Source organism: Halobacillus karajensis, assembly GCF_900108515.1.
Lineage (GTDB): Bacteria > Bacillota > Bacilli > Bacillales > Halobacillaceae > Halobacillus > Halobacillus karajensis.
Genome location: NZ_FNWW01000001.1, coordinates 17,996 through 36,002, shown reverse-complemented (window position 1 = coordinate 36,002; position 18,007 = coordinate 17,996). Strand labels below are relative to the sequence as shown.

The window sequence follows — 18,007 nt, the reverse complement described above, 5'->3', positions numbered from 1 at the left end:
AGCTTCTTAGCGTTTAGCATTGGCTTTCTTTGCTTTTTGTTCCAGTTGGGATCGTGGTTGCTGATCTGCCACATCTTCTGAAAGCCCTTGGGGATTCACAGTGTTTCCGGCATTTCTTTTATAGGCATTGCTCTTTTTGCTCATGACCACACCTCCTGTCATTTAGTCTGGTATACCTGCACCTTTTTATCCGTAAAATTTACAGGCAAAAGCTTACAACGAATCGCATTTAAAAACCTGTAAAAGCTAAGGAAAAGGAGGTTAACATCATGAAGAAAAAGCAGGAACAACCTACTCGAAATTATCAGTCCTCGGACTATGGAAAAGAGGACTTTACCTCTCAAGGACTGGCAACAACCCACGAACAAGTTAATGATACACTCACCGAAGGTACCTTTGACGCGAAAATTGATAAGGTAGATGAAAATGGTCAATTAATTAGTCACCAAGGTGAAGCCATTAAAAAAGGAAAGAAGCGTGACTAATCATGACTCGTAAGAATAAAATCCTAGTCCCGGAAGCAAGAGCAGGACTGGACCAAATGAAAGCGGACTTGATGAACTCCTCCACTCCTGATCAGACGAAATATGAAGTTGCACAGGAGCAGGGGATACCGTTGAAAAAAGGAAACAACGGTGAATTATCAACGAGGGACGCTGGAAAAATCGGTGGGCAAATCGGTGGACAAATGGTTAAAGAGTTAATTCGCCGTGCTCAACACCAAATAGAAAAAGAACAAACTTGAGGGGCGCGTCACGCGCCTCTTTTCAATTTAAAAGTGGACTCACACATTAAGTTATAAAGGATTTATTGGGCATACATGTTATCTGGGGTGATGGCCATCAGTTTATCAAGTTCTTCGGTATGGTATAAGAATGCTGCTTTGTCTTTAGAAATAAGAGATTGATCGATTTGGAATTGATGAATATTGATAGCTAACTCCCTATCCATTTCTGTGAATAGAGATCGATCCTCATATTTCTCATCAATGAATGGAATGGACATATAAAATGGGGACTTATCGTTTTTTTGGACCGCAATGTACCACCCCACTTGATCTACATAAAAAGGGTCATCCAAAATCCATAAGAAATCCCCTTGTTCAAACGTTATATATTCATGACAAGAACAACCGTTATTGCCTTTTTCATATGTGAAGGGGTGTATAACAGATAAGAGATTTGGCATAACCACCCTCCTTTCTAATGATAACACTATAATAATTGATAATGATTATCATTGTCAAACAAAATACACTTCTTTCATCGCAATTTTTGTTATATTTATATAGAGACAATGTCTGTTTCATAGAGGAGAATCTTTATGGAGAAAATGAAAGATTTGGTTGAAAAAGTACAATTTGAAGGAGATCAAGTCACTTGTATTCCTCAAGAACTTCAAATGATTGGGCAAGGTAGGAGTGCTTCTGTATTCCGAATGAAGGGAACGGATATAGCAATTAAAATTTTTTATCCGGGATTTGAACATCTCGCTCATATTGAGGGGGATGTTTATCAAAAGCTGAACAATCATGAGTTTTTCCCTGCTTTTTTTGAAAAGGGTGAAGGATACATTACGATGCAATATGTAGAGGGCATTACATTTTATGATTGTCTAGTAAACGGTGTAGCCATAACAGATGAGATGGTTCAACGTGTGGATGAGGCGCTGGAATTTGCTTGTAATTTAGGGTTTAATCCGTCTGACACTCATTTGAAGAATATATTGCTTACGACAGACGGCCAAGTAAAAGTTATTGATGTTGTACGCTTTACACAGGAGTTCGACTGTCCGCATTGGCGTGATTTAAAGAAAGCCTATGAAACATTTTATCAACGGCGATATGTCCCTAAAAAAATCCCTGCGTTTTTTATTGAATTTATTATTAAGCTTTATCGCCGAAGGTTGTTGCCCATTTAAAACGGTGTGGCCGCTCCATATTTCTGGGGATTTGACACAGAAAAGTGGAAGGGGAAATACCACTATGTCGATGAAGTGATATCACAGTAGGAAACCATTAAGGCTGTGGAGTAGACAGTTTCTTATCCACTATGAAGGTGTTGCTCTTTATAAGGAAGACCACTTTTCACTGTACCTGTGCGGGTATAAAGTGATTCCTATGTTCGAGCCGTTTTTTTGATCCGATATAATGAAGTATTTTGTGAAAAGAAAGTTTATTCGTGGAAAAATACAGGAAAAGCAAAAAGCGCCCAACTTCCGGGCGCTTTTTTAGTGATAAGAAACTTGAAGCAAATGAGAGGTAATGAATATATGTTAATATCTCAGTTTCATAAGAGTTTCTTTAATTTCTTCGTCGGCCATTAGCACATCTTGATATTTTTTTGTGATCACTGTCAAAGCAACATCGTGATAAAAGAACTCTGTAAAGAATTTCACCAGTGGTTTCGATAATGTATGAATGCCTTGAAAATCGCTTCGTTCTACCCCAGCGAATAAAATTTCTTTGTGGTCAATAATGATTAATTTATGCCGTTCGAGGGCGTCGTGTCTTTCATCAGGTAGAAGTACATGTGCATGTAGACTACCAGGTTCGAGGTCACCGACAGAAAGGAGTTCAACCTTTACGCCTTCTTTCTTTTTTTCTTCCAGGAGAGGGAGAAAGTGTTGTAACTCATCGCTCCAACCTGTAAGAAGGATTTCTCTTTTGGCTTTTTGAATACATTCACTTGCGAGAGCTTTGATGGATTTTTCGTTCTGAATTGTCCATACCCGTTCATCTGAATCGTGTAGTTTGTACGTCGTATTTCTTATTTCATCTACATTAGCTTGGAACTCAGCTGTCAGTTTTTCGATAGTAGTTTCCAGTGAGAGGGCGGTGTATAGTTTTTTTCTTTCCTGGAAAGACGTTAAGATTAGTCCTTTCTCTACGAGCCTCTGCAAAACTTCATACACCTTAGATTTAGGGACTTGAGAGTACTTTACGATTGATGTGGCATCCATGGGTTCACTGCTGGCTGTCAGGGCTTCAAAAACTTGACTTTCATATTGTGTAAAACCGAATTTTTGTAGCATGTTGTACCTCACTTTTATTTTTAGAAGAAGTGTTTATATTGAATTTAACATAAAGTGTTAAGGAACGAGGAGTATTATCGATCTTGTGTTTAGCTTATCTCATTAGTTGCAAAACGGCATATTGGGCCTCCAAAGTAAAAAGGGGCAAAAAAGGTTTTTCTTTTATTTTAAATGACTAAAATGACGAATGAATTCAGGTGTTTATTTTAGAATACATGGCGTCAAAAATAAACATCAATATTTTCTCTTGTTTTCTCCTTTATATATAGTTACCATTATAGTGGTAACCTAAAAGGAAGGGACATTATTTATGAATAAAAAAGTTTATTTACTTGCACTTGTTGCCTTTGTTGTTGGAACAGTTGAATTGATAATAGGGGGCATCCTGGACCTTGTCGCACAGGATCTTGGAGTTTCTCTTGGTCAAGCAGGGTTTTTAATTACAATCTTCTCCCTTGTATTTGGGATAGCTTCCCCAATTTTACTAACAGCGACCGCCCGTTTTGATCGGAAGAAATTAATGCTCGTTACCTTAGTGATATTCTTTATGGGCAATATGCTTGCTTATTGGAGTCCTAACTATTCTACGATTATGGCAGCCCGCATATTAACGGCAGGTAGTGGTTCTTTACTTGTAGTACTAGCTGTAACTATCGCCTCTGCCATTGTTGCAAAGGAATACAGAGGGAGAGCTATTGGTACAATTTTTATGGGAATCAGTGGGTCACTCGTTCTTGGGGTCCCCATTGGGTTAACCATTGGTAATAGCTTCGGATGGAGAGCGCCATTTTTACTAATTAGTGTACTCAGCCTGTTATCCATTATAGCTGTAGCTATTTCGTTAGGTGAAATGGCTCCCAAACCAGTCATATCCTTAAAGGATCAATTACGAACGCTTAAAGATAAAAAAATCTTTTCAGCCCAACTGACATCATTTTTGTTTCTTACAGGCCACTTGGTTTTGTATGCATATTTGACTCCTTTTCTAAAAGAGGAAATGGGCATGAATGCGGCCTGGGTGAGTATTGTATACTTTATTTTCGGTGTAGCAGCCGTCATGGGCGGGGGAGTAGGTGGATTCTTATCGGATAAATTTGGGTCTGATAAGAGTATTCTAGGGATTATCATGGTCTTTGCAGTTGCCATCTTTACCATCCCACATGTCACCTTCTCCCTTCCGGTGTTTCTAATCGTCTTAATCATTTGGAGTGCTTTGAGTTGGGCTGTCACCCCAGCACAGCAAAACTATCTCATTTCATCTGCTCCTGAGACATCTGATATTCAACAAAGTTTAAATAACTCCGCTCTACACTTTGGAATTGCTTTTGGATCATCCATTGGGGGGATTGTTATTGAACAGGCTTCTGTGACTCACAACGCTACTGTCGGCGGTTTTTTCGTATTGCTTGCCTTGGCTACTGCTTATTTCTCTATTACACGTGGTCAAGAAGCCTACAAACAGGAAGCTGTTTAACAATCATAAAAAAACGGACAAAAATAGCGCAGGTCATATGGAACGGAATAAAACACCTTCAAGTTGTAAACATTCATTTTACATTTGGAGGTGTTTTTTTCTTAGTAAACGGATATCGCGGATTTCTGTTTAGAAAAAGGAAACACAGGAACGTTCAATCGTAGCACTCCTTTGAGTTAAGGAATATGCCTGATGTTCAGAGAATATTTGCTTTAAACCGCTACATACTACTAATATTCGACAAAAAGGAGGGGTAGAACATGGGTAGAGATGACCACCGAAAGAATAAAGGCAAACAAAAGGGTAAATTGCCTCAAACTCCAAAGAATCAGAAGAACATCGATGTTGAGTTCTCTGAGGAATTAGCTGATCGCGAAGATAAAATCGCACAAGAAAGAGCAGAAGCAGCCGATCGCCGTGCACATAAAAGACAGTAGGTTATGAGAAATAGTTCCACACCAGGTCATCCATATATTGGATGACCTGGTGTGGAAGAATGTTACAAATGATAATTCTATACAGTTTGTATTGTTTGTACTTTTATTTTTTTGTGTTATAATTTCGAATTGTGTTTCAACAATTTATAACATAATTAAACAAGAATACTTAGAGGAGGTCTTTATGGCTATGGAAAATTGGCGAAAATGGTTACCAGCTCTATTCTTGGGTATTCTTCTAACCCTTGCTGCTTGTGGTGGGGCAGAAGATGATTCAAATGGGAATGAAAATGGTGGGGATAACGCTGAAAACTCAGATGATAAAGGTACAATCAGCATCGGTATGAACAATTGGGCTGAAAATGTTGCTGTGTCCAATATGTGGAAACTAGTACTTGAAGAAAAAGGGTATACTGTAGAACTTGAGCAAGTGGAAAAAGGATTTTTGTACGAAGCTTTATCCAGTGGTGATTTGGATATCGGTATGGAAATCTGGCTGCCCAATACGGATAAAGCATTTTATGAAAAATATGAAGAGGATATTGACTGGCGTGAAACTTGGTATGAGGGAACAAAGCTTGGTTTAGCCGTTCCAAGTTATATGGAAGACATTAATACGATTGAGGATTTGAAAGGGTCCGATGCATTTCCGGATAAGCAAATTGTAGGGATTGATGCAGGGGCAAGCATTATGTCATTTACTGATGAGGTTATCAATGAATATGACTTGGATTATACGCTTGCTTCTTCTTCAGAACCAACAATGATTACCGAACTTAAGAATTCTCTTGAGAGTGAAGAGCCAATCGTAGCTACACTCTGGAAACCTCACTGGGTGTTCGCGGAAATGGACCTTAAGTTCTTGGAAGATCCGAAAAATGTTTATGGTGATTCTGAAGATATTTCTTATGCAGCACGTAAAGGTCTTGAAGAAGATCAACCAGAAGTAGTGAAATGGTTTGATAAATTCAAATTGAGTGACGATCAGCTCTCTAGTTTAATGGCAGAAATTAATGAAGCTGGCGATGCTGAAGAAGGTGCACAGAAGTGGATCGATGAAAACCAAGAAGCTATTGATGAATGGACAAAAGAATAATTAGAACAAAGACCCGCTTATTGAGAGCGGGTTTTTGTTGTTGGATAGGAATTAAAAAGATTTTGAAAGACTCCTTCCCTCGAGAGCAAACTTGGTAAATTTTGCCTGAAAAATGTCCGCGTTTGAAAAGAAGTTTAAACAGTCCCTTTATAGGAAACATACCTTATAGATTCGATTTACTAGTGAAAGGAGTCGCTGTTTTATGGACTTGAATAAAGAAATAAAGAAACTAGAGCAAGTACACTTAGAGAAACCACAAAAAGTTTTGACCATGTATTTAAACACCGACCCTTCTGACCCTGAACAACAAGGGGGGGAATGGAAGATCCATTTGAAGAACGGACTGAATAACTTTGAATCCTATCTTCAGGAAGATGGTGATTCAGATGAAAAAAGAAACTATTGGGCAGTCAAAGAAAAAGTTGAACAATTTATAGAAGAAAACGAACAGAATTTCGCTAAAAGTGTCGTTTTATTTGCGACTGGTGATGATACCATTTGGTTTGCGGAACGTTTCCAGATGCCTGTGAAAACAGAGTTTTATTGGGAAGAAACACCAGTTCTGGATCAGTTGAGAGAGATGCAGGATAAGTTTCCGAAAACAGGAGTTGTATTGACCCAGAAAAACCAGATTAAACTGATTGACGCGGAGCTTGGAACACTTAAGGATACCCAGTTATTTGAACTTGATTTGGATACAGAAGACTGGCGGCAGCATCAGGGACCACATCGCGCCCAACCTTCTATGGGCACGGGCGGAGCTAAGACCTCTAAACAAGATCAATTTCAGGAGCGGTTTGAGGCCAACCGTTATCGCTGGTATAAGAGTGTAGCACCGAAAATCGATAAATTAGCGAAAGATTATGGTTGGGAACGCTTTTACCTTGTAGGGGATAAAGAAGAATTAAAGGACCTTCAGGATCATATGAATAAGAGGGCGGAAGACATGATTAATAAAAATCTTCTTGATCATGAAGAAATGCACGTGCTTAATGAGGTTGTGCAATAACGTGTAAAAGGTGCTGGTCATTAGCCCAGCACCTTTTACTGTTTACTTACGTTTTTAAATGATGTTTGGGTTACACATACTACGATATCTAGATTCATCTTTTATCGTACCCATAGGGGGAAAAGAAACAGGTAGGCTAAGTATTATGTCAAAATAATAAATCGAATGGGGGTGAATTTTTATATGGGTGGCGTAGATTCTAATCTGGTGTTCCTCAGAGTGTAAAGCTGATGAATCAATATTTATACTTATCTCGCCTGGGATCCTTTGTATTGGAAAACATGATACTCCCTCACGATCAATTTTATGAATGCATTACAACAAGCCTTGAAGAAATATTGCAATTGGTAAACTCCCCCGGGCCTTCTATGGTCGCGGGATTTTTAATGAAAGAATTTTAAAAGACGTTAGGAACGCTGTTCAATGTGGAATATTGTCTATAAACGTATTAATTAGCAGGAAAGGTTGTGAAATAATATGGAACTGACGCTAGAAGTCAATGGAATGTCATGCGGTCACTGTGAACAATCAGTCAAAAGTGCTCTGGAAGAATTAGAGGGTATACATGGGGTGGAAGTAGATACAGATAGCGGTAAAGTAAATATCGCTTATGACGAAGCGTATGTTTCAAAAACGATGATGAAAGGTGCTATTGAGGCCCAGGGTTATGATCCAGTCGGATAATATTTAAAAGGCCCGGATTCCCGGGCCTTTGTTTTTGTCTAGGCTTTTTATTAAACTCCATGTCCCCCATGTCTTATGGAATTGGATAGGATGTAATTCTATTCCCTGAGGGAGTTGAAAACTTCCTTTTACACCCAAAATAAACGAGGGGAAAAATAACCTTATGTCGTTTACTGTACAGTATAGGGTAATTGAGTTTTATAACCTGTGAATTGCTGATAAGTCTGGTCCATTTTTTGTTTTTCTTCTTGTTCTAATGCATACCAACCATTTTTGAACATTAAGTTATACAAATTACGCTGGCAGTCCTGTGTCTCTTTAAAAATTGTCGCAAGATCCTGATAGAGGTTTTGGTTGCTTGCTTCGTTCAAAGCAATATTGTATGAACTTGTCATATATTTCTCTGTAGTTAATTGATCATTAATAAAATCTCTTTCATTCATTTGTGGCGTTTTAGGTACTTTGGTTTCAGGGTTTTGGATCTTTTGAGCTTGGTTCATGGTGGTCCTCCTTTAATTGGTTGTTTTTGATTGTGTATCCAAGTGTTTCAGCAATTTATCATAATGACGTTGGTGCATTTGTCCTGCCTCTTCCAAAGCTGCTTTAATTTCAGGTGTTTGGCAATTTTGAGCAAAGAAATGTGCCTTCTTGCATGCATTTAAGTTCCATGAAAGCATGTCAGAAAGATAAAGCTGATCTTTCGTACTTACAATGTTAGGTACCTGCGACATTGGTTGCGATTGTTGCATGGGTGATTGATTTTGTTGTTGCATCACGTTTTCCTCCTTCTTTTTTTCATTTTTATTATGACCGTCCTCCATCTTTCTATAGATGAAAAATATACCACTTGGGTAAAGTTGAAAGACAAGGAAGAGTTAAAGCGTGTGTCGAAAAAGTCATTATTTTTCCCCATATGAAAAAATAAGTGATAAAATAGTTGTATGGTAGCGGTTACATCCTGATGAAGTCAGCAGCCACTTTAGTGAACGGGAACAAGGTTTTAGGAGGTTGGAGAATGGAACGGATACTCAGGAACTTTTTTCTTTTTTTATCTAAAAATCGTTTTTTTACAAAGTTGGCTAAAAGATATGGGCTACGATTCGGAGCAGGGAAGTTTGTAGCAGGAGAAACAGTTCCGGATGCTGTAAAAACTATTCAAGAATTAAATGATAAAGGGATGTCCGTAACGATTGATCATCTGGGGGAGTTTATAGATAGTGAGTCGGAGGCAAGAGAAGCTGCCGAAAATTGTATCAAAGCCGTTGAAGCCATAGCTGAACATAAGTTGGATTCCCAATTGTCCTTAAAGCTGACATCTATGGGACTTGATATATCGGAAGGTCTTGTTATGGAGAATATGCGCCGCATTCTTGATGTCGCTCAGGAGAAAGATGTGTTTGTCACCATAGATATGGAGGACTACGAAAGGTGTGAAAAGACACTCTCCATTTTTAAGAGTCTTAGAAATGATTATGAGCATATTGGAACAGTATTACAGTCTTATTTATATAGAACAGTGGGAGATATTGAAGACTTGAACCAGTACCATCCTAATCTCCGACTAGTTAAAGGAGCATATAAAGAGTCACCGAAAGTAGCCTTTCCTGATAAGAAGGACGTAGATGATAATTTAAAGAAAATTATACGAATCCATCTACTTCATGGGAATTACACGGCTATAGCCAGTCATGACGACGAGGTGATTGAATATACAAAAAAACTTGTAAAAGAAAATAATATATCCAGAGATTTATTTGAATTTCAAATGCTTTTTGGTATTCGAGTAGAACGGCAAAAGGAATTGGTGAAAGAGGGATATAAAGTGCGTGTATACGTTCCATACGGGAATGACTGGTACGGTTATTTCATGAGAAGACTTGCGGAGCGACCGGCAAATATTGCCTTTGTACTGAAAGGTGTATGGGGTAAATAAAGAGATGTCTGCTTATTGTGGGCATCTTTTTAAAAAGACTGCATAAAGTTTAGGTAGGGGATTAGGGAAGTGGAAGAAATTACAGAATTATGGAGAAAAGGATTGCGAAATGTCTGAAAATATTTTATATTATACATAGATACGAATTAGCGTACTTATTTTTTTGGCTGTAAAATGAATGAGTATTCATTCAAATGGATAGGGGGAAAAATAATGAATCACAAAATCAAGCGTGCAGCCGTCCTTGGATCAGGGGTTATGGGCGCAGGAATCGCCGCACATTTAGCGAATGTAGGCATACCTACATTAATGTTAGATATAGTCCCTCGTGAACTGACGGATGCAGAAATGAAAAAAGGCCTCACACTTGAAGAGCCTGCTGTGAGAAATCGGATAGCTGCTGAAAATAAGAAAGCATTATTAAAACAAAAGCCTTCACCATTAACTAGTAAACAAAACATTGAGTTAATTGAAGTCGGCAATTTCACAGATGACATGGAACGTTTATCTGAAGTGGACTGGGTGATTGAAGTAGTTGTGGAAAATCTGGATATTAAAAAGAAGGTTTTAGCTAATGTTGACCGTCACCGTAAGGAAGGTTCTTTTGTGAGTTCCAACACTTCTGGAATTTCCATTGAAGCGATGGCTGAGGAGTGTAGTGATGATTTTAAGAAACATTTTCTAGGGACGCACTTTTTTAATCCTCCACGGTATCTCAAGTTGTTAGAGGTAATCCCTACAAAACATACCAGCCAGGAAGTCCTTAGCTTTATGAAGGAATTTGGCGAAAACATCCTAGGAAAAGGTGTGGTAGAAGCGAAAGATACACCGAATTTTATCGCAAACCGCATCGGAACATACGGTCTATTAATAACAGTTCAACAAATGTTGGAAAAGGGATATTCCGTGGGAGAAGTAGATTCTGTAACGGGACCAATGATTGGACGACCGAAGAGTGCTACTTTTCGTACACTTGATGTCGTTGGACTAGATACTTTCATCCATGTAGCCAACAATGTTTATGATCAGGTCAAGGGAGAAGAGAAAAGAGCTTTTGAAGTCCCTGATTTTATGAAGAAGATGCTTGAAAAAGGGTGGCTGGGATCTAAGAGTGGCCAGGGATTCTTCCTTAAGAAAAAAGGGGAGAAGGGAAGCGAAATTCTTCAACTTAACCCAGAAACTCTTGAATATGAAAAACGAGGAAAGTTAAAGACAAAAGCTACAGAATTGGCCAAACAAGAAAAAGGCACACAGCGTAAGTTGAAAGCTCTTGTTCACGCAGAGGGAGACCGCGCAGGCGATTTAGTTTGGTCTGTAATCAAACCGGTCCTCCTTTATTCAGCCGAACTGTACGGGGAAATTGCTGATGATGTTCCTTCCATCGATGAAGCGATGAGGTGGGGATTCGGCTGGGAACTTGGTCCCTTTGAGATATGGGACAGTATCGGAGTTCAATCCTCTATTGAACGGATGAAAAAAGAAGGAGAGACAATCCCGGCATGGGTGGAAGATATGTTGGAAAAAGGAAACTCCAGCTTTTATAAGAAGGGAAATGGAAACGTTTACTTTTACCATGATGGAGACTATAAACAACAACAATTTAATGAAAAGGTTATCCATCTTAATCGCTTAAAAGAAGAACGTGAAGTTATCAAAAAGAATGCTGGAGCAAGTTTAATTGACCTTGGCGACGGGGTTGCCGGTTTAGAATTCCATTCACGGAGCAACGCCATTGGGCTGGATATTATACAAATGATCAATTATGCGGTCGATCATGTTGATAAGAACTTTGAAGGTCTAGTTATTGGAAACCAGGCCAAGAACTTCTGCGTGGGGGCTAATCTTGGCATGATCCTTATGGAAGCCCAGGATTTTAACTTTTTCGAGATTGAAATGGTAGTGAAAGGTTTTCAGGATAGCATGATGAAGCTGAAGTACTCAGATAAACCAGTCGTTGCAGCTCCATTTGGAATGACGCTCGGAGGCGGAGCAGAGGTATGTCTCCCTGCTGATGCCATTCAAGCTTCCCAAGAGACGTATATGGGTCTTGTGGAAACCGGAGTCGGTCTAATACCAGGAGGAGGAGGAAACAAAGAACTTTACATCAAGCAAATACGTAATATGCCGAAAGATGTAGAGATTGACCTTCAGAAAGTGGCTAATAGTGTGTTTGAAAAAATCGCCATGGCAAAGGTTTCGACCTCTGGTGAAGAAGCAAAAGATAACGGTTTTCTTGACGAGAAAGATGCTATTAGCGTAAACGGGGATCATCTGCTTTACGACGCTAAGCAAAAGGTACTTGGTTTAGCTGGAGCAGGATATCAAGCTCCTAAACGAACGAAAATCCCTGTTGTTGGAGAACAAGGGTACGCCACGATGGTACTTGGAGCAAAATCGTTAGCACTTAGCGGATATGCGAGTGAACATGACTTGAAAATTGCTGAAAAGCTTGCTTATGTACTCGCTGGCGGTCGATTGAAACAGGGAACACTAGTGGATGAACAATACCTATTGGATTTAGAAAGGGAAGCATTCTTAAGCCTTGTCGGTGAGCCTAAATCCCAAGCACGGATGCAGCACATGCTGATGAAAGGAAAACCACTACGTAATTAATTCATTAAAGGGGGAAGATCCGTGAAAGAAGCAGTTATTGTATCAGGTGCTCGTACACCAGTCGGCCGGGCGAAAAAAGGGTCACTCGCACACACACGTCCTGACGATCTGGCAGCATTGACAATAAAGGAAACATTAAAAAGAGCGAACAGTTATGAAGGTCATATAGATGATGTCATAATCGGATGTGCCATGCCAGAAGCTGAACAAGGGATGAACATGGCGAGAAACATTGCTGGTTTAGCAGGACTTCACCATAAAGTGCCTGCGATAACTATTAATCGTTACTGCTCATCAGGACTACAAAGCATTGCTTATGCTGCTGAAAAAATTATGCTTGGTCATAGTAATACAGCAATCGCAGGAGGGGCAGAGTCCATGAGTCTGATACCAATGGGCGGCCATGTCATAAAGCCTAATATTCAGCTGGTAGAAAATGCGCCAGAGTATTATATGTCCATGGGGCATACGGCTGAAGAGGTTGCAAACAGATTTAATATATCCAGAGAAGATCAAGATGCGTTTGCGGTCCAAAGCCATAAGCGGGCGGCGAAGGCTATTCAGGAAGGAAAATTTGAAGATGAAATTGTTCCGGTTGAAGTGACTGATCGTGAGTTGGATGCTGATCATAAGGTGAAAGAAACGACAAGGATGTTCACCATGGATGAAGGTGTTCGCGCTGGAACTACTTCTGATGTCCTTGGGAAGCTTAAACCGGCTTTTTCTACGACAGGTTCAGTAACAGCCGGGAATTCCTCACAAATGAGTGATGGTGCAGCTGCAGTGATGGTTATGGACCGTGAGAAGGCGGAATCTGAAGGGTTGACACCCCTTGTTAAATTTCGCTCTTTTGCTGTAGCAGGTGTTGAACCTGAAATAATGGGGGTTGGACCGATTGAAGCAGTACCAAAAGCTTTACAAATGGCGGGGCTTTCTCTGTCGGACATCGGTTTATTTGAACTGAATGAAGCTTTTGCTTCACAATCCTTGCGTGTGATTCGTGAACTTGGTTTGGATGAAGAAAAAGTAAATGTGAATGGGGGGGCCATCGCCCTTGGACACCCATTAGGGTGCACAGGAACGAAGCTTACTCTGAGTTTAATACATGAAATGAAACGGAGAAACGAACAATTTGGAGTTGTAACGATGTGTATCGGGGGCGGTATGGGGGCCGCAGGAGTCTTTGAATTAATTTAAACGGGGAGGAACACGAGATGAGTGATTTGAAAGAAATGATTAAAGGTGGAGGATTTATTGTTGAGGATTTGTCAGCCGATGATGTGATCACACCAGAGGATTTTACAGATGAACATTTGATGATTGCAAAAACAGCAGAAGATTTTGTTCTAGGAGAGGTCGTTCCTAAGATTGATAACCTTGAAAACCATGAATTTGAGCATTCCATAGCTTTGTTGAAGCAAGCTGGAGACCTGGGATTGTTAGGAGCTGATGTACCAGAAGAATATGGAGGCTTACAATTAGATAAAATCAGTTCTTCTCTTATTACTGAAAAGTTTTCCCGTGCCGGTGGATTTTCTGTTACACATGGAGCGCATGTAGGAATCGGCTCTCTTCCCATTGTATTCTTCGGTAACGATGCCCAGAAACAGAAGTATTTACCGACGCTTGCAACAGGAGAAAAAATTGCTGCTTATGCACTAACTGAACCCGGGTCTGGATCAGATGCACTCGGAGCTAAAACAACGGCTAAATTGAATGATGCAGGTACACATTATGTGTTGAATGGTGAAAAACAATGGATTACAAACTCTGCCTTTGCTGATGTGTTTGTTGTCTACGCAAAAATTGATGGGGATAAATTTACAGCTTTCATTATTGAACGCGATTTCCCGGGAGTATCCACAGGGCCTGAGGAGAAGAAAATGGGAATTAAGAGTTCCTCCACTCGCACATTGATCCTTGAAGATGTAGAAGTACCAGTAGAAAATGTACTCGGGGAAATCGGCCGCGGCCATGTTATCGCTTTCAATATCCTGAATGTAGGTCGCTACAAGCTTGCCATCGGGGGAGTTGGAGGCGCGAAAAGAGCAATTGAGCTTTCTGTTAAATATGCTAAAGAACGTAAACAATTTAAAACATCTATTGCGAATTTCCCATTAATACAGGAAAAAATCGGGTCAGTAGCAGCAAATACGTACGCGAATGAAAGCTCTGTATACCGTACAGTTGGGTTATTTGAACAAAGTATGGGTAAATTATCTGAGGAAGAATTAAAAGATGGTGCCGCAGTGGCCAAAGTTATAGCTGAATATGCGATTGAATGCTCCTTGAATAAGGTTTTTGGGACAGAGTTGCTTGACTTTGCCACAGATGAAGCCGTTCAAATCCACGGTGGTTACGGTTTTATGGCTGAGTATGAAGTCGAGAGAATGTATCGAGATTCGCGTATTAATCGGATCTTTGAAGGAACCAATGAAATTAATCGTATGATTGTTCCTGGTACATTACTGAAAAAGGCGATGAAAGGCGAATTACCGTTGCTTCAGAAAGCTCAAGAACTTCAAGATGAAATCATGATGATGATGCCGGAAGAGCCTGGCGTAGATGTATTGGAACAAGAAAAATACTTGTTAAAGAATGCGAAGAAAATCGGCTTGCTGGCTGCAGGTTTGGCGGCTCAGAAATATGGAGAAAAACTTGAAAATGAACAAGAGATTCTTGTGAATATTGCGGATATGGTCGGAGAGATTTACAACATGGAATCCGCTTTACTTCGTACCGAAAAAGCAATAAATAAATCTGGGGAAGAGAAAAATAAACAGAAGCTGCTTTATACCCAAGTCTACATTCAAGAAGCGTTTAACCGAATCGAAGGGCACGCGAAAGAAACGTTGATTGCAGCTGAAACTGGTGATTCATTACGAATGATGTTAGGGGCGCTCCGTAAACTTACACGCCATACCCCGACAAATGTCATTCCTAAGAAGCGAGAAATCGCGCAGACACTAATTGAAGCTGAAAAGTACATCGTATAAGAGTTTGAATTATGAATGTGATACAGGGCCTGCATCTTCGAATAATGCGAAGGTGTGGGTCTTTGTTAATCCTTGATTTAAGTGATTTCGGCACTCTCTCTATGCGTATACCATTCCTATGGGGGACGGTATGGTGAAAAATAACAAAAAATCATATAAATTTGGGCGATTGGCCGCTTCTCAAATCATGAGTGAGCAGCCTCAATCTTTATATATAAGAAAAGACCATATTTTTTATTGTATGGATATAATGGAAAATAACTAAACTCTTTATTCTGGATTTCAGACAATCGTAGAAATAAATGAAATATTTCCCTTCATTATGATAAAATATAAAACAACAAGTTTGAAGGAGGGTGTGTAGATGTCTTTAACCTTCTATTGGTATCCGAATTGCGGTACTTGTAAAAAGGCTAAAAAATGGTTGGACGACGAAGGGCTTGACTACGAATCTGTACATATTGTCAATGATCCCCCTTCTAAAGAACAACTGAAGAATTTAATTGCTTCCAGTAATCAACCGGCAAAGAAATTCTTCAATACAAGTGGTAAAAAGTATAGAGAGTTAAATATGAAGGAAAAGTTAAAAGAAGCGGAAGAAGATGAAATGATCGCATGGCTAGCCTCTGATGGAATGCTGATCAAACGTCCGATTCTTACAGATGGTGAAAAAACAACAGTAGGATTCAAGCCGGAAGAGTTTGAAAGAGTCTGGAAATAAGCAGAACATTAGAAATAAAAGCCATAAGCTTTTATGTTTATATTTGTTTTAAACTATAATTATTTTGCTGGAGGTATTTTTTATGAGTTTACCTAAAGACTTACGTTACTCCGAAGAACATGAATGGGTTAAAGAAGAAGGGGAAAGAGTAAGAGTAGGAATCACTGAATTTGCACAATCTGAACTCGGCGATATCGTATTTGTAGAATTGCCGGAAGTCGGCGATGAGTTGGAAGCTGATGAGCCATTTGGTAGCGTTGAGTCTGTTAAAACAGTATCAGAACTGTATGCACCCCTTAGTGGTAAAGTTGTAGAAGTTAATGAAGAGCTTGAAGATAGCCCTGAGTTTGTAAATGAATCTCCTTATGACAAAGCTTGGATGGTTGTTGTGGAACCAAAGGACAGCTCTGAAGTAAACAACTTGATGACACCGGAAGAATACGAAGCGATGATCGACGAGGACTAAGGAATAGTGCACCGTACAGGCAGGGCTTTATAGCATTCCTTGTCTGACATGATCACGTTTGATTCTTAATCATGTTCAGACCATGCCCGACGGCATGGTCTGTTTCTATATAGTAGGTGATGAAGATGGATGGAGAACGAATTGTCATTGTTGAAGGAATCACAGATAAAAAGAAGTTGAATAAGGTTCTGGATGAGGAGATTGAGATCATATGTACACACGGCACATTGGGGATTGAGCGAATGGAAGAAATGATTTTTGATCACAACTTAGATGAAAGAACCGTATATATATTAGTGGATGAAGACGATTCTGGGTACAAGTTACGCAAACAATTGACAGAAGAGCTCCCTCACGCCGATCACATTTATATCGACAAAGCTTTCAGGGAAGTGGCCGCCACGCCAGAACCAGAGTTGGCGAGAGCTCTACTTAACAGACATTTTAATGTGAAGTCCATTTACTTAATTTAGGAGGATATATGTGCAGGAAATGCAGTCAGGGGATGGAAAACGAACGTTGGATGCACCAGGTACGACACTTATTTTTATACACAGTCCCTTTTGCGGTACTTGTCACTTAGCTCGTAAAATGCTCACTACGTTAGAAGTGGTGTTTAATAGAGAGGTTTTTAAAGAATTGAATGCATCTCTTTACCCAGAACTCATGAAAAAGTACAAGATAGAAAGCGTCCCTTGTTTGGTAGTAACTAAACAAGGGCAAATCAAGCAGAAAATATATGCTTTTCATTCAGTTTCCCACATGTATGAGCAAGTTGTTAAGTATGTAGAATATTAGGGGAATTTCCCGGGAAATGATGGAATTTCGTCAGGTTCAAAGTATACGGTAGTGAATTAATAATCAAAAAACAGGGAAGTGTCCGATCCCTGTTTTTTTATATGATTTCTCCCAGTTTACTTACGATATCCAAAAAAGAAGCTTGATCGCCGAAGTTGGCATGAACCTCTCCTTTTTGATTGATTATTACAGTTGACGGGACTCCTTCACATTTATAAAGATCATAAATAGAGCGGCCTTCATCAGCAAGAGTAGGCTGCGACAAAAACTTTTGCGAGTATTCTAGACCTTCTTCAGCATTTCTCTCACGCCCTGTTACATTTATGGTCATCATCTGCACTTTTTCATGGTCCATTGTCTTATAAAGTTGCTCTTTTTTGGGTAGGTCTTTCCCACAATCTGGGCACCAGGACACCCAAAATGTCAGGAGGACGACCTTTCCAAGATCATTTTTTAGCTTATACGTTTTTTCCCCATTAATATAAGGCAATTCGAATAAAGGTGCTTTTTCACTCAAGTTGATTCTCCTTCTTTTTGGATGAAAGTTTTTTATTGACGAGTCTATATTCCTCATGCTAACATAACTATTAATTTCATATCGACATTTTCACTTATCCAGAGAGGCGGAGGGACAGGCCCTGCGATGCCCAGCAACCGGCAAGTTTGTTTGTACGGTGCTAATTCCTGCGAAGTCTGTAGACTTTGATAGATGAGAAAAGAACCTGAGGATCTCTTCTATTAAAGAAG

At 39.6% G+C, this 18,007-nt stretch carries 22 protein-coding genes and 1 riboswitch; of the genes, 16 read left to right on the top strand and 6 right to left on the bottom strand.

The features are described from left to right. Nucleotides 1-6: 6 nt before the first annotated feature. Nucleotides 7-144, bottom strand: coding sequence for a hypothetical protein (locus BLW54_RS20575; protein WP_167358776.1), 138 nt, complete (start codon nucleotides 142-144; stop codon nucleotides 7-9). A gap of 125 nt (nucleotides 145-269) precedes the next feature. Here BLW54_RS20575 and BLW54_RS00200 point away from each other — a divergent pair, with 125 nt between their 5' ends. After that, nucleotides 270-485, top strand: coding sequence for a YozQ family protein (locus BLW54_RS00200; RefSeq protein WP_035505893.1), 216 nt, complete (start codon nucleotides 270-272; stop codon nucleotides 483-485). Nucleotides 486-487: 2 nt separating this feature from the next. Further along, nucleotides 488-745 carry an alpha/beta-type small acid-soluble spore protein gene (locus BLW54_RS00195; protein ID WP_035505891.1) on the top strand — a complete coding sequence of 86 codons (258 nt, stop codon included), beginning with the start codon at nucleotides 488-490 and terminating at the stop codon, nucleotides 743-745. Nucleotides 746-807: 62 nt separating this feature from the next. On the opposite strand, the gene BLW54_RS00190 is transcribed toward BLW54_RS00195, so the two are convergent. Beyond that, entirely contained in the window at nucleotides 808-1,188 is a 381-nt protein-coding gene (locus tag BLW54_RS00190) for a hypothetical protein (protein ID WP_035505890.1), read from the bottom strand. Nucleotides 1,189-1,323: 135 nt separating this feature from the next. Between BLW54_RS00190 and BLW54_RS00185 the strand changes: the two genes are divergently transcribed. Continuing rightward, nucleotides 1,324-1,920 carry a serine/threonine-protein kinase gene (locus BLW54_RS00185; protein ID WP_035505888.1) on the top strand — a complete coding sequence of 199 codons (597 nt, stop codon included), beginning with the start codon at nucleotides 1,324-1,326 and terminating at the stop codon, nucleotides 1,918-1,920. 354 nt (nucleotides 1,921-2,274) lie between these two features. On the opposite strand, the gene BLW54_RS00180 is transcribed toward BLW54_RS00185, so the two are convergent. After that, nucleotides 2,275-3,033: a TrmB family transcriptional regulator gene (locus BLW54_RS00180; RefSeq protein WP_035505886.1), complete on the bottom strand. Its 759-nt coding sequence runs from the start codon at nucleotides 3,031-3,033 to the stop codon at nucleotides 2,275-2,277. A gap of 310 nt (nucleotides 3,034-3,343) precedes the next feature. On the opposite strand from BLW54_RS00180, the gene BLW54_RS00175 reads away from it, so the two are divergent. From BLW54_RS00175 to BLW54_RS00155, 5 genes are all read left to right on the top strand, one after another. Continuing rightward, nucleotides 3,344-4,507, top strand: a complete 1,164-nt coding sequence (locus BLW54_RS00175; RefSeq protein ID WP_035505885.1) for an MFS transporter — start codon at nucleotides 3,344-3,346, stop codon at nucleotides 4,505-4,507. A 260-nt stretch (nucleotides 4,508-4,767) separates the two neighbouring features. Then, nucleotides 4,768-4,944, top strand: coding sequence for a YfhD family protein (locus BLW54_RS00170; RefSeq protein WP_071414069.1), 177 nt, complete (start codon nucleotides 4,768-4,770; stop codon nucleotides 4,942-4,944). 184 nt (nucleotides 4,945-5,128) lie between these two features. Beyond that, nucleotides 5,129-6,040 carry a glycine betaine ABC transporter substrate-binding protein gene (locus tag BLW54_RS00165; protein WP_244153453.1) on the top strand — a complete coding sequence of 304 codons (912 nt, stop codon included), beginning with the start codon at nucleotides 5,129-5,131 and terminating at the stop codon, nucleotides 6,038-6,040. Nucleotides 6,041-6,242: 202 nt separating this feature from the next. Then, nucleotides 6,243-7,049, top strand: coding sequence for a VLRF1 family aeRF1-type release factor (locus BLW54_RS00160; RefSeq protein WP_035505884.1), 807 nt, complete (start codon nucleotides 6,243-6,245; stop codon nucleotides 7,047-7,049). A 477-nt stretch (nucleotides 7,050-7,526) separates the two neighbouring features. Further along, nucleotides 7,527-7,733 (top strand): cation transporter, encoded by a 207-nt coding sequence (locus BLW54_RS00155; RefSeq protein WP_035505883.1) that lies wholly within the window; start codon nucleotides 7,527-7,529, stop codon nucleotides 7,731-7,733. Nucleotides 7,734-7,903: 170 nt separating this feature from the next. Here BLW54_RS00155 and BLW54_RS00150 read toward each other — a convergent pair whose 3' ends face one another. Both BLW54_RS00150 and BLW54_RS00145 read right to left on the bottom strand, forming a co-directional pair. Then, nucleotides 7,904-8,233, bottom strand: a complete 330-nt coding sequence (locus BLW54_RS00150) for a spore coat protein (protein WP_035505881.1) — start codon at nucleotides 8,231-8,233, stop codon at nucleotides 7,904-7,906. Nucleotides 8,234-8,245: 12 nt separating this feature from the next. After that, nucleotides 8,246-8,506, bottom strand: coding sequence for a ferritin family protein (locus BLW54_RS00145; protein ID WP_035505880.1), 261 nt, complete (start codon nucleotides 8,504-8,506; stop codon nucleotides 8,246-8,248). A 242-nt stretch (nucleotides 8,507-8,748) separates the two neighbouring features. Between BLW54_RS00145 and BLW54_RS00140 the strand changes: the two genes are divergently transcribed. The 8 genes from BLW54_RS00140 to BLW54_RS00105 all read left to right on the top strand — a co-directional run bounded on the left by BLW54_RS00140 (nucleotide 8,749) and on the right by BLW54_RS00105 (nucleotide 17,260). Then, nucleotides 8,749-9,666, top strand: coding sequence for a proline dehydrogenase family protein (locus tag BLW54_RS00140; protein ID WP_035505878.1), 918 nt, complete (start codon nucleotides 8,749-8,751; stop codon nucleotides 9,664-9,666). Nucleotides 9,667-9,879: 213 nt separating this feature from the next. Beyond that, nucleotides 9,880-12,279, top strand: coding sequence for a 3-hydroxyacyl-CoA dehydrogenase/enoyl-CoA hydratase family protein (locus tag BLW54_RS00135; RefSeq protein ID WP_035505874.1), 2,400 nt, complete (start codon nucleotides 9,880-9,882; stop codon nucleotides 12,277-12,279). A 21-nt stretch (nucleotides 12,280-12,300) separates the two neighbouring features. After that, the gene (locus tag BLW54_RS00130; RefSeq protein WP_035505872.1) at nucleotides 12,301-13,476 is read left to right on the top strand and encodes an acetyl-CoA C-acetyltransferase; all 1,176 of its coding nucleotides are present in this window, start codon (nucleotides 12,301-12,303) and stop codon (nucleotides 13,474-13,476) included. A 17-nt stretch (nucleotides 13,477-13,493) separates the two neighbouring features. Next, on the top strand, nucleotides 13,494-15,275 hold the full coding sequence (locus BLW54_RS00125; RefSeq protein WP_035505871.1) for an acyl-CoA dehydrogenase FadE: 1,782 nt from the start codon (nucleotides 13,494-13,496) through the stop codon (nucleotides 15,273-15,275). 364 nt (nucleotides 15,276-15,639) lie between these two features. Continuing rightward, the gene (locus tag BLW54_RS00120) at nucleotides 15,640-15,996 is read left to right on the top strand and encodes an arsenate reductase family protein (RefSeq protein ID WP_035505868.1); all 357 of its coding nucleotides are present in this window, start codon (nucleotides 15,640-15,642) and stop codon (nucleotides 15,994-15,996) included. Nucleotides 15,997-16,078: 82 nt separating this feature from the next. Beyond that, nucleotides 16,079-16,462: a glycine cleavage system protein GcvH gene (gcvH, locus tag BLW54_RS00115; protein WP_035505867.1), complete on the top strand. Its 384-nt coding sequence runs from the start codon at nucleotides 16,079-16,081 to the stop codon at nucleotides 16,460-16,462. Nucleotides 16,463-16,587: 125 nt separating this feature from the next. Next, nucleotides 16,588-16,935 (top strand): toprim domain-containing protein, encoded by a 348-nt coding sequence (locus BLW54_RS00110; RefSeq protein ID WP_035505865.1) that lies wholly within the window; start codon nucleotides 16,588-16,590, stop codon nucleotides 16,933-16,935. A gap of 19 nt (nucleotides 16,936-16,954) precedes the next feature. Next, entirely contained in the window at nucleotides 16,955-17,260 is a 306-nt protein-coding gene (locus tag BLW54_RS00105; RefSeq protein WP_051744071.1) for a thioredoxin family protein, read from the top strand. 97 nt (nucleotides 17,261-17,357) lie between these two features. Here BLW54_RS00105 and BLW54_RS00100 read toward each other — a convergent pair whose 3' ends face one another. Then, nucleotides 17,358-17,777, bottom strand: a complete 420-nt coding sequence (locus tag BLW54_RS00100) for a TlpA family protein disulfide reductase (RefSeq protein ID WP_035505863.1) — start codon at nucleotides 17,775-17,777, stop codon at nucleotides 17,358-17,360. A gap of 91 nt (nucleotides 17,778-17,868) precedes the next feature. Continuing rightward, a riboswitch (SAM riboswitch) is annotated at nucleotides 17,869-17,976 on the top strand. Nucleotides 17,977-18,007 lie beyond the last annotated feature (31 nt).

Bases quoted from the DNA above. Each gene is read 5' to 3' on its own strand.
- BLW54_RS20575 (WP_167358776.1), bottom strand. From the start codon at position 144: ATGAGCAAAAAGAGCAATGCCTATAAAAGAAATGCCGGAAACACTGTG.
- BLW54_RS00200 (WP_035505893.1), top strand. From the start codon at position 270: ATGAAGAAAAAGCAGGAACAACCTACTCGAAATTATCAGTCCTCGGAC.
- BLW54_RS00195 (WP_035505891.1), top strand. From the start codon at position 488: ATGACTCGTAAGAATAAAATCCTAGTCCCGGAAGCAAGAGCAGGACTG.
- BLW54_RS00190 (WP_035505890.1), bottom strand. From the start codon at position 1,188: ATGCCAAATCTCTTATCTGTTATACACCCCTTCACATATGAAAAAGGC.
- BLW54_RS00185 (WP_035505888.1), top strand. From the start codon at position 1,324: ATGGAGAAAATGAAAGATTTGGTTGAAAAAGTACAATTTGAAGGAGAT.
- BLW54_RS00180 (WP_035505886.1), bottom strand. From the start codon at position 3,033: ATGCTACAAAAATTCGGTTTTACACAATATGAAAGTCAAGTTTTTGAA.
- BLW54_RS00175 (WP_035505885.1), top strand. From the start codon at position 3,344: ATGAATAAAAAAGTTTATTTACTTGCACTTGTTGCCTTTGTTGTTGGA.
- BLW54_RS00170 (WP_071414069.1), top strand. From the start codon at position 4,768: ATGGGTAGAGATGACCACCGAAAGAATAAAGGCAAACAAAAGGGTAAA.
- BLW54_RS00165 (WP_244153453.1), top strand. From the start codon at position 5,129: ATGGCTATGGAAAATTGGCGAAAATGGTTACCAGCTCTATTCTTGGGT.
- BLW54_RS00160 (WP_035505884.1), top strand. From the start codon at position 6,243: ATGGACTTGAATAAAGAAATAAAGAAACTAGAGCAAGTACACTTAGAG.
- BLW54_RS00155 (WP_035505883.1), top strand. From the start codon at position 7,527: ATGGAACTGACGCTAGAAGTCAATGGAATGTCATGCGGTCACTGTGAA.
- BLW54_RS00150 (WP_035505881.1), bottom strand. From the start codon at position 8,233: ATGAACCAAGCTCAAAAGATCCAAAACCCTGAAACCAAAGTACCTAAA.
- BLW54_RS00145 (WP_035505880.1), bottom strand. From the start codon at position 8,506: ATGCAACAACAAAATCAATCACCCATGCAACAATCGCAACCAATGTCG.
- BLW54_RS00140 (WP_035505878.1), top strand. From the start codon at position 8,749: ATGGAACGGATACTCAGGAACTTTTTTCTTTTTTTATCTAAAAATCGT.
- BLW54_RS00135 (WP_035505874.1), top strand. From the start codon at position 9,880: ATGAATCACAAAATCAAGCGTGCAGCCGTCCTTGGATCAGGGGTTATG.
- BLW54_RS00125 (WP_035505871.1), top strand. From the start codon at position 13,494: ATGAGTGATTTGAAAGAAATGATTAAAGGTGGAGGATTTATTGTTGAG.
- BLW54_RS00120 (WP_035505868.1), top strand. From the start codon at position 15,640: ATGTCTTTAACCTTCTATTGGTATCCGAATTGCGGTACTTGTAAAAAG.
- gcvH (WP_035505867.1), top strand. From the start codon at position 16,079: ATGAGTTTACCTAAAGACTTACGTTACTCCGAAGAACATGAATGGGTT.
- BLW54_RS00110 (WP_035505865.1), top strand. From the start codon at position 16,588: ATGGATGGAGAACGAATTGTCATTGTTGAAGGAATCACAGATAAAAAG.
- BLW54_RS00105 (WP_051744071.1), top strand. From the start codon at position 16,955: ATGCAGTCAGGGGATGGAAAACGAACGTTGGATGCACCAGGTACGACA.